This window comes from Anaerococcus sp. AGMB09787, assembly GCF_022808955.1.
Taxonomy (GTDB): domain Bacteria; phylum Bacillota; class Clostridia; order Tissierellales; family Peptoniphilaceae; genus Anaerococcus.
The window spans coordinates 1-10,379 of the sequence record NZ_JAKZEY010000037.1 but is presented as its reverse complement, the minus strand read 5'-3'; the positions used below and the strand labels follow the sequence as shown (position 1 = coordinate 10,379).

General features: G+C 29.7%; 6 protein-coding genes and 1 pseudogene. All 7 read right to left on the bottom strand.

What is annotated here, in order from left to right; genetic code table 11:
- Positions 1-12: 12 nt before the first annotated feature.
- A pseudogene (locus MUN42_RS09865) lies at positions 13-208 on the bottom strand (DNA-binding protein); the annotation flags it as partial.
- 60 nt (positions 209-268) lie between these two features.
- Complete coding sequence (locus MUN42_RS07630) at positions 269-2,002, bottom strand: ABC transporter ATP-binding protein (RefSeq protein ID WP_243344096.1); 1,734 nt, start codon at positions 2,000-2,002, stop codon at positions 269-271.
- Positions 1,995-3,770: an ABC transporter ATP-binding protein gene (locus MUN42_RS07625; RefSeq protein WP_243344093.1), complete on the bottom strand. Its 1,776-nt coding sequence runs from the start codon at positions 3,768-3,770 to the stop codon at positions 1,995-1,997. Before MUN42_RS07625 ends, MUN42_RS07630 begins: the two co-directional genes overlap by 8 nt.
- Before the next feature lie 6 nt (positions 3,771-3,776).
- A complete protein-coding gene (locus MUN42_RS07620) occupies positions 3,777-4,889 on the bottom strand; it encodes a YcaO-like family protein (protein ID WP_243344091.1) in 1,113 nt (370 codons plus the stop codon).
- An 11-nt stretch (positions 4,890-4,900) separates the two neighbouring features.
- Positions 4,901-6,682 carry a radical SAM protein gene (locus MUN42_RS07615; protein WP_243344090.1) on the bottom strand — a complete coding sequence of 594 codons (1,782 nt, stop codon included), beginning with the start codon at positions 6,680-6,682 and terminating at the stop codon, positions 4,901-4,903.
- A 16-nt stretch (positions 6,683-6,698) separates the two neighbouring features.
- A complete protein-coding gene (locus tag MUN42_RS07610; protein WP_243344089.1) occupies positions 6,699-8,324 on the bottom strand; it encodes a radical SAM protein in 1,626 nt (541 codons plus the stop codon).
- A complete protein-coding gene (locus MUN42_RS07605) occupies positions 8,321-10,039 on the bottom strand; it encodes a radical SAM protein (protein WP_243344087.1) in 1,719 nt (572 codons plus the stop codon). Before MUN42_RS07605 ends, MUN42_RS07610 begins: the two co-directional genes overlap by 4 nt.
- Between the last annotated feature and the right edge of the window lie 340 nt (positions 10,040-10,379).

Genomic DNA, 10,379 nt, shown 5'->3' with positions numbered 1-10,379 from the left:
GACTGCCTTTATTTATCTCTCTGTTCCTTTGATCTGTTCTTTCTTATTTGACTTAACTTTGTCCTCTGCCTTAAAGCTTTTTATCTTTGTCTTGACTCTTTACCTGTTCTTTTGCTTTTAAGAGCTTAGAGGACAAAATACGAACATTTTTATGTTCCTTCCCACTGTTATCAATGCTTGTTTTTACTTGTCCTGATATTTTAACAAAAATAGTGCTTATTAAGCCCATTCTTCTTTACTATTATTTTACAAATACTCAATTTAATATTTATTTTTTATACTTATTTGCTTGAGTAGAATATAATCTATAAAACTCACCCTTCATCGACATAAGCTTGTCAAAGCTTCCTTCTTCTTTTATTCTTCCGTCTTTTAAATAGATAATTCGATCAGCAATTTTTACACTTGCCAAATGGTGAGTAACCAATATTGCTGTTTTGTCCTTTAGTTCTTGTTGGAACAGTGAATAATAACTATCCTCTTTGATCGGATCAATTGCGGCTGTGGGTTCATCCAAAATAATTAATCCTGCATCCTTATAAAAGCCTCTTGCTATGGCAAGACTTTGCCACTGGCCACCTGATAAATCCTCATTTCCAAATTCTTTTCCCAGCCTTGTGTGTAAATCAATTTTTAAATCTTTTGCATATAAATCTATCTTTGATTTCACACTTTCCTTCTTATCAAAATCTGATATTTTTATATTATCCTCTACTGACATTTTATATTTGACATATTCTTGAAAAATAGCAGTACGTTTGTCTTTATACAATCTCAACTTACTCTTATCTACAGTTATTAATCCCCTGCTTGGCTTATATAAACCAATAATAAGTTTACTTAAAGTAGATTTTCCAGAACCATTAGGACCAACTAATGCAATTTTTTCACCCTTATGAATTTCAAAACTGATATTATCAAGTGCACTTTTTTTCTGATGAGGATAGGTGAAACTAACATTATTAAATTTAATTTTTGTAAAATCAGTATAATCATTATAGACATTAGTATCATTTTTTTCATTAATCAAATTTATTGTTGCTTCAACAGTTCCAATATTTTCCATGGCATCACCAAAGTGGACCGAAATTAATTCATCCATTAAGGAAAACATCTGTTTTAAAGCAGCAAAAACTGCCCCAAACACACCAACTGTTATATTTCCATTAATCAATTCTGCTGTTAGAAGTAGAATAATAGCTACTGTGCCTATGAATGTTAACATTTTTCCAATAAAATCTTTTTTTGCAGCCTTTTTATTTGTAGAAAATATTTCATGTTGAAATGACTTTAAGGACTCATAAAATTTATTTTTGAAGAAGGCTTCAGCATTCAAATATTTCATCTCTCGCAAGTAATTGTTTTTAGTAAAGCAAGAAATAAAATGTTTCATTTGAATTTTGTACATAGAAATTTTTTCATCCATGTCAGAAAAAAGCTTAATTTTTGAAAGATGTGATAGCATAACCGGCACAAAAATCATTGGAAGAATTATAATCATTTTTTTATCAATGCTAAAAAAATAAATCCCAAGTAAAATGAAATACAAGCCATAAAAAGTAATTGCATCACCAAGAACAAGAACCAATTCGACTAAATTTCCAACTCCTTTACGTGCTCTTTCTATATTCGCTAACTCATTTGAATCATCCAACTTTATTCTTTCAAATTCACTTATTTTTTCATGTAGAAGATCTGTTAATATTTTTACTCCATTATCAATATAGTAACCATAAAGATAATTTTGATATCCATTTATAATTTCGGACAAAACAGTCACAACCGCTAGCCCTATAAGCAAAGCAATAATTCCAATTGTTTTGTTATTTCCTACAGTATTAGCAAGTGCGTCAATAAAAAACTGCATCAAAATGGTGTTTGCAACAATCGTTATTGTTTGAACTATACCAACAGCAAAATTCTTTATATAAGCTCTTTTATCCAGATTGTACATGATTTTTGTTGCATCAAATGAATTTTTCAAAAAATTTGTATTAAACATTTTGATACCAACCTTTTTGTTTATTGTACATTTCTTTATATAAAACGCTGTGTTTCATAAGCTCTTCATGAGAACCATGAATCTTAACATTCCCATCTTCAAGCAAATAAATATCTTCAGAATCCTTTACTGCTCCTAATCTATGACTAATCAATAAACTTATTTTATTTTCACTTAGTTCTGATATCTGATCATAAACCTTTTGTTCAGCCATTGGATCAAGAGATGCTGTTGGTTCATCAAGAATTAAAAGAGAGGCTTCAGAAAGTATTGCTCTGCTTATAACTAACTTTTGCCATTCTCCCAATGATAAGTCTATATTCTCAGGATATATTTTTCCAATTTTACTATCTAACTTAATATTTCCTCCTACTTTATTGAAATCAAGTTTATTAAATACATCTAAAACCAATCCATGATTTTTAATTTCATGCTTTCTACCTAAATTTATATTATCAATAAATGAAACTTGATACTTAGAAAAATCTTGATTTACAACTGCAATTTCTGAGGCAAGATTATCTGAAGTGATATCTCTTAAATCAATATTATTAATGGTAATAATCCCCTCATAGTCCTTATACAAGCCCTTAAGCAATTTTACAATTGTTGTTTTCCCAGATCCATTAATACCAATCAAGGCATATTTTCTTTTACCTTCCATTTTAAAGCTGCAGTTTTTAAGTACATAATTTTGTGTACCGGGATATTTAAAACTAACATTTTTAAATTGAATTGATTCAATCTTTTCTCCTACTTGTCTAGATTGATTAGTTTCAACAATAGTTGCTAGCTTTTGAAAATCCCAAAAATCTTTCGAATATCCTATTTCCTTGTATATCTTACTTAAAGCATCTGCAAATACTCTCGAAACCATATTAGATAACTTAAATGTAGCATTTAAAAATGCAATCATAAAGCCGATGCTAATAGTTCCACTTCTTACAGATCCTACTAAAAGGACAATAATAACAAATGATATTATATATAATATGACACTTACAATCTTTTCCTGTGCAAAAATTGTCCTGCTAAGTTTTGCCTGCTGATCAATTAATGTAGTAGCTTTCTTGTTCCACTTATTATTGATATTCTTAAAAAAAGAAAATAATATTCTTTCGTCTGCAAATGATTTATCCATAAGCATGGCATCATAATAATCTACTTTTCTCTTTTGATTAGAATTTTCCACTTCTAAATTATAAGCACGTTGGCCACCACTTTTTGCTATTACAGCTATAATAATAGATGCAAGAACTATTATGAGTGATTTAAGTCCTACTTGATTGAAAAGTAAAATAAAAAGGCTTGTGATTGTTACAGCATATTTAATTATTAGGAATGAGAATTTAATCAAGGTAGAAAAATGAGCTTCTGGAGAATTAAAAACTCTCATCATCAAATCTTGATTCACTTTTTCTTCCATTCTTTCAAAATCAGTGTTCTCTACAATCAAAAACATCTCTTTATAAATACGATTTCTGATCTGTTCTCTGTTTGCTATATTTAAATACTTATTTGCTATTGAAAATATCCATTCTAATAAAAGAACTAAGACTAAAAATAAAAAAGGATAAACAATTGTATCAACACTAGATAAATTCTCAAGTTTAACTAGGCTATTTATAAAATTTTCCTCAGCCATTACTAGGATTCCTGGTAATAATCCACTAAGTATAGTTAATGCAAAAATCATAACAGTACTAAATTTTGCAATATTAAAAATATATTTTATCGTAGAAAAATATATTTTATACACTTTTCTCATTTTCTACTATTCACTCCTGCTAACAAATTGATTCATTATTTTATTTATCTCTTTAATCCTTTTTATATTATTAAATTCTTTTCCCTCACCTAGATTAAATTCCAAATCAGGAATTATCACTTTCACACAGTTCGTTTGTGATTCAACTCTACTTATATCGACAACTATTATTTCACGTACTTGAGTTGAAAGTTCTTTTTTTAGATATTCAAGTTCATTTTCTGTCTTAATAGCAGAAATATCACTTAGCTTGATAGTTTTAAAATCATAAGAATACAAAAAATCTATATCGAAAGAAGGATGATAAATTTCACTTTCTTCCATGTCTTTCTCCATATATTTCTCATACCACAGAGCAGCTGATTGTTCACATTCGGTAAGGGCTCGTCGTGTTGCAATAACAGGATCTAAACTACATCCTATTCCAGCAACCTTATAGTTTTCAAAGCCAGGCATGTTTTCATAAGTAATTAATACAGGGAATATATCAAATGGAGAAGTTAGTAATCGCACTGTACATTTTATGCCTTTAGCCTCAGCAGCTTTTTTAATCTCAAATATTTCTTTGTAACTATCATCAATCTCAATTTGATAACAAGGCAATCCTGTTTTTAAAAATAAACTAATAGAATCATGTTCTAATACTTCATAAATAGCATGAATAACAGCATCTTCATACGAAACTCCCGAAGCTAACCCAATTGTTCCATTAAATTCTATTTCAGATTCAGGAGGAAATTTAACGACATCTTGAGGAATCATAAGAATAGAGCGATCCAATATATTTTCCCCATAACAGATTTTTTCAGTTGGTATATTTTTATATTTCTCCTTCAAATGGCTATCTCTAGCATTTGATTTACTAAGATTTGATTGGCCTAAAAATCTTTCGGCTGAAACTCTTTCAATCATTTCATAAAATGCTGACAAAAAAGCATTCTTTACAGTCAGACCTTTCCCACAATCGCATATCAAATTGTTATTTTTGTCCCTTCTCTTAATAAAAAAAACTGGTGTACTAATAAAATCACAGTCCGACTTATTTATACCTTCAATTTTATAGTCCTCTACAATAGAGGCTAACTGAATGAAACCCTCACTAGTTACATTTTTTCTCATAATATCTCCTATCAATATATTTTTAATACGCCCATAATTGACAATAACAATATCATCTGAGCAGTATATTGAATATCTGTTGCTCTCTTATCAAACATTCGAGATGATATTTCAGCGAAATTTGATGGTTTAGTTCTTATATTTTCTATTATTTCTACTAGTTCTTGATTACAAAATAGTTTTTCGTCAATATTTTTGGACTCTATTGCGAAGATATTATTTTTTGTTTCCCAAGCTTCAATAAAAACATCAATGTTTTGAATTAGTCTATAAAATAAGTTCGAATCTAAAAAATTTATATCATTATCCCATAAACCATATATCTGCTTCACAAAATCCATTTTATTCATTCCCTTACTGATTTCATTCTGAGTATCAATTGCATAATATGGGATTGCTTCAACAGCATTTCGAACTTCATACGGAATTTCCATACTCGTTATATAATGATATTTTTTTTCAAATCTAGAATCATTGATTACATCAAAATACATTTTTGAGGGGTAGTTCAATGTTAATGTACCAACTGGAATTTTCTGTACTTTTATTCCATTTTTCCTCATATCATCGGTAAAAATAACCCATCTCTTTAAATCTTCTTTTACATCATTATATGTTTGATATGGATAGCATATAAGGCTGTTAAGTTGAACATCCAACCCTGACTCATATAATTTCTTACAGTTATTGATAGCCTGTTCAACATAATTGGTTCCACCTTTTCCCATAAGTTTAATAGTTCTTGAATTTAATGATTCAACTCCAACAATAACACTAACAAAATTAGAAGAAATTAGTTCACTGCAAAACTCATCAGTTACAATATCGGCTCTTGATGTACATGCATATAGCATATTTATTTCTTTTAAAACTTTGAATAATTCGAGATTTTTTTCCATATAATTCATTGTACAATCACAAAAACTAATGAATGATACCCCAAGCACTTCTTTAACTCTAGTTAAGTCTACTTTTACTTGTTCAACTGTTTTACATTCAGAAAGATCATTCCTATATATCCTATTTCCGTCCCAATTCATAGAAATAGAACAAAAATTACATTTATAAGGGCAAATTTTACAAATTGAATATGAAATATTTCTCATCCCCCTTTTTTCTGGGTAACAATCTAATTCAAAATCGTCAACTGATAAGTATCTATAAGCATCCATTTCATCAAGCTCGGCCCTAACCAGAAAGTCTTCGTTCATAATCTCATTGAAAATTCCAAGCTTTTCTAATAATTTTTTTACCACTGGTGTCGTAGCGTGTTTTCCAATGATAACACCCTTACTTTCTTTATTCTGAAGCTTAAAAAAATGCATCATCAATACTGAAGAAAAAACTGCAGCAGGTTTCTCACAGCAAATATATACCTGGTCATAATCCCTCAACTCGTTAGCCATATTTCTCATAAATTCTATAAACTTGGATAGATTATCACTACATATACTGTAATTTAATCCCATATTTTCAGTTAACTTTTTAAGTTCATCTGTATAATCGTCCATATACATTATTGAAACCAACAGCTCAACAGAGTATAAATCCTCAAATGGGATGATGTTAAACGGCAATTCTGCTGTTAACGGATAACTAAATGTCATTCCACCAGCAAGATATAATAAATGATGGTAACTATCAAGATCATAATCAAGATATTTGTATAGCTTTCCATCCATATCTATAAATTTATCACAACCAAGATATTTCTTATAAAATGCATACTTAAGTGCTATAATTGGAGGTCCTGCATCAAATGCAAACGGTGCTTCAATAATACATTTTTTCATAGTTCACTCCTACTACCTAATAATATATCATTCCTAATTTTATTCCACTTTCACTAAAATATTTCTTATATAACTCTGTTGCTTTGTATAGCTCTAATCTGCTCATTCCTTTTTTATAAATAGCAGAACCAAAAACTCCTGGTGTGAAGAAATTGAAAGAAGAATCACGTAAGTATGTTTTTTCATAAGGATTTTTCCACTCAATTCCATATTCATCAAAAACATTGGGTTGAAGTTTCTGTATATGACCTGCATGATAATACTCTATTTCAACTATTTCTATATTTACATATTCTTTTATCTCATCAAGAAGATCTGCATTTGAAGAAATAGTATTTATCGTTTCAGTTGGAAATCCAATAATAAGAAACAACATTAGCGAAATTTCATTATCAGAAAGCTTTTTTAGAAGCTCTTTCATCTTTGGAATACTCTGTTTCTTATTCATGGACTTAAGTACTTCCTCACTGCCATTTTCAATCCCTAAAGCTATTACAGAGCAACCTGTCTGCTTTAGTAATCTAATAAACTCATCACTTGTTTCCTGAGTTCTGAGATTTCCTTGATACTCTATATCAAAATGTTCCTTATCAATAGCTTTCAGAACATCTATCATATATTTCTGATTATTATTCATTGCACAGTCAATAACAGTAAATTTCTTAAATCCATAACTCATGATATGTTTTATCATCTTAACAATGTACTCACTAGAGTGATACTTTACACTCCTCCCCATCATACGTGTTCTCTCACAAAAGACACATTCAAAAGTACACCCTCTTTGAAACTCAATATCTGCAAATTCATATATGTCACTCATATCTGAATAGTCAGGAAACGGAAGCTTGTCTAACTCTATTCTTTCCGATTGAATTATGTAACACCTTCCTCCATTAGAGCTGTAAAATATTGCCTCATCTCGCTCATGAGAAATAGATGCATTCTCTGTTGACCCAAACCTCTTCCTAAGATAATCATACCCTTCACCGACTACGATAGTATCTATCATATCACCTATACATTTTTCCAAAACTGGATTAAGTAAATCATATTTCTGAAAAATTCTAATGTCATTCCCAACTATATCTTTATGCGTATACACAGACTGTAAATATGGTGTAACAGGCTCAAAAGTGAATTGATCTATTACAATTATTTCAGACTTATTCTTATACCTTTGAATAAGCTTAGTAAAAATTAATAATAACGATGTATTATTGGCTGCAAAAAGAATAATAGAGTCATAATTTCCTATTCTTATATTTTCTAATTGCCTAAAAAAAGCACATTCTGTAGCTTCTACTATCTTTGCAATGTCATCATTAGGTATACCTAAAAGCATATTAATACCATTATCTATTCCCATCATTTTTTCCAAAATAATTCTTGTCATAGCATCCAAGGCTTCATATTTTTGTAAGTTCTTAAAATACTTGCTCTTATAGGCTTCAATATATTCAAATACTAAAGACGAAAAAGCAAAAAACTCATCGAAATTGTAATCCATATAATCTACACATTCAACTTCCCTGCACTCTTTCCTCAAAATTGCAATAGAATGACCTATATGTAAACTTGCCGCACCTTCAGTTGATGTACACAACTTATAAGGAACATTAATAACTGCTATTCTACTCATTTGTGTCCTCTCAATTCTATAAGATCCAATATATTAAACAGCAAAACTTTAGTCACAAACTCTTTTTTTTCACTTTCATCTATTGTCAATTTATTAATCATCAATATTTTTTCACAACTTATATCAGTTATATATTTTTTAAGAGCATTTAATACTGTTTCTTTTTCTACTTTTTCCTTAATGCATATGATAATATTATTGGAACTCCACTTTTTATAAAACAGTTTCCAATGGCCTGACAACAACGCTACAATATGTAATGCAATGGAATCAACTGGCTCAATATCTTTGAGAACAGAGCATATCAATGAATTTTTTGACTGCTCACCTACCTTATTTGGATATCGCACCCTAACAGGAATCTCTCTCAAACTATCATCAGCATGATACTCTACAATTGTATCTTTATTGTTAATAGCATCCATATAATTCTTAGAAGGATAATTAATCACCATCTCTCCAACGTTCAACTTAGGTACAATAGCGCCTATTTTTTTTACCCTTTTAACAAAATCATGAACCTTTGCGATCGATTTCTTAACATCTTCATACGATTCATTAGGATGAAATAAGACTATATTTATCTGTGCAACAATATTATTTTCATACAGTTTTTTGACAGTTTCTACAGCTGTCTTACCATATAAGTCATCTCCTTTATTAAATATCTGTACAGACTTCCTATTAAGAGTTTCTAATCCTATCAAAAGTGCAGTACAGTTCATCTCCTGTAAATTCTTTATATAATCATCATCAATCAAATCAATTCTGCTGCTTGCAGAAAAGAATAAATCCTTTTCTCTTATAAGTTCACTAATCAGCTTAAAAATTGGTATTCTTAAATCAAATGTACAATCGTTAAATGTTAATCCGTCAACATTACATTCATCTGAAAGATACTCAATTTCTGATTTACATATATTGTAATCAAAAATTTCCAAACAGTCTTTTAACTCTCCTGTTTTGTCCCATAGCATTCTTTCAGTGCAAAAATTACACTTAGAAGAACAGCCATAACTAATTTGATATGGTATAATCCTAATTCCATGATAAAGTGGATATTGTTTTATAATCTCTTTTAACTTAAGAGATTTAAATAATTCTAATCTAGTTATTTTTTTCTCATAGTGGAAACTCGGCTGCTCTACAATATCAATCAAATCCAGCTTGGTAGCTAATCCAGCTACATATGGAACATTTATCTGATTTCCAATACCTGTAATCACTATCTTTGGATTTTTTCTCTTTATTTTTGAGCATAGCCACATCCCGGTGAAAACAGATGCAACAGATGACATATTCATGATAATATTATTGTTTTCTTCAGTTATCATATCACTTATGACTTCAAATTGTTCGTTATACTTTTTTATAGCTGAATTTGCTTCTGAATAATTGTATCCTAAAACACTACACAACTTTTGCAATTGAATTGTATAAGTTTCTGATTTAATGAGGGCAATCAGCAGCTCAGCATTACACATAGTCTCAAAAGTACAAACATTAAATGGTATACTCTCAGCTTTTTCATATGAGTTAATATATGCCCCTGCTAATCCTTTCATAATACTATAAATGTCATAGCTCTCTAGATTGTTATATACTATTACATTTATATCTATATATCTACTATCATCAGTTGTGTCATAGTAATATGTCATATCCTCCAAAAATTCCATCGGTAACTGTGGAGCACCCGCATCCTGTGTATACATTGAATTTAAATAAATAATAATAACTCAACCTCTTTCTTAAGAAAGGGCCAGATTATTATCTGACCCTGTTCATATTTACTATAATCTTATTTAGTTGAAACTGAACACCTATGCTATACAGCAAAATAAAAGTTCTTTTCAATTAAAACACTTGTCTTTATCAATAAAATTAATTCTTAGTCTTCAGTTACTATAGAGCGTTTATGCCATGCACTAAGGTAAGTGTTCTTTTCGACTGGAGCATCTGTCTTTACCTGCAAATTTAATTCTTTACAGATTGACTTTATTTTTTCTACAGACTTATTATCCATTGTCTTTTCCATTGTCTTTTCCATGCCTT

Coding starts and splice junctions, on each gene's coding strand:
- MUN42_RS07630 (WP_243344096.1), bottom strand. CDS start 2,002: ATGTTTAATACAAATTTTTTGAAAAATTCATTTGATGCAACAAAAATC.
- MUN42_RS07625 (WP_243344093.1), bottom strand. CDS start 3,770: ATGAGAAAAGTGTATAAAATATATTTTTCTACGATAAAATATATTTTT.
- MUN42_RS07620 (WP_243344091.1), bottom strand. CDS start 4,889: ATGAGAAAAAATGTAACTAGTGAGGGTTTCATTCAGTTAGCCTCTATT.
- MUN42_RS07615 (WP_243344090.1), bottom strand. CDS start 6,682: ATGAAAAAATGTATTATTGAAGCACCGTTTGCATTTGATGCAGGACCT.
- MUN42_RS07610 (WP_243344089.1), bottom strand. CDS start 8,324: ATGAGTAGAATAGCAGTTATTAATGTTCCTTATAAGTTGTGTACATCA.
- MUN42_RS07605 (WP_243344087.1), bottom strand. CDS start 10,039: ATGTATACACAGGATGCGGGTGCTCCACAGTTACCGATGGAATTTTTG.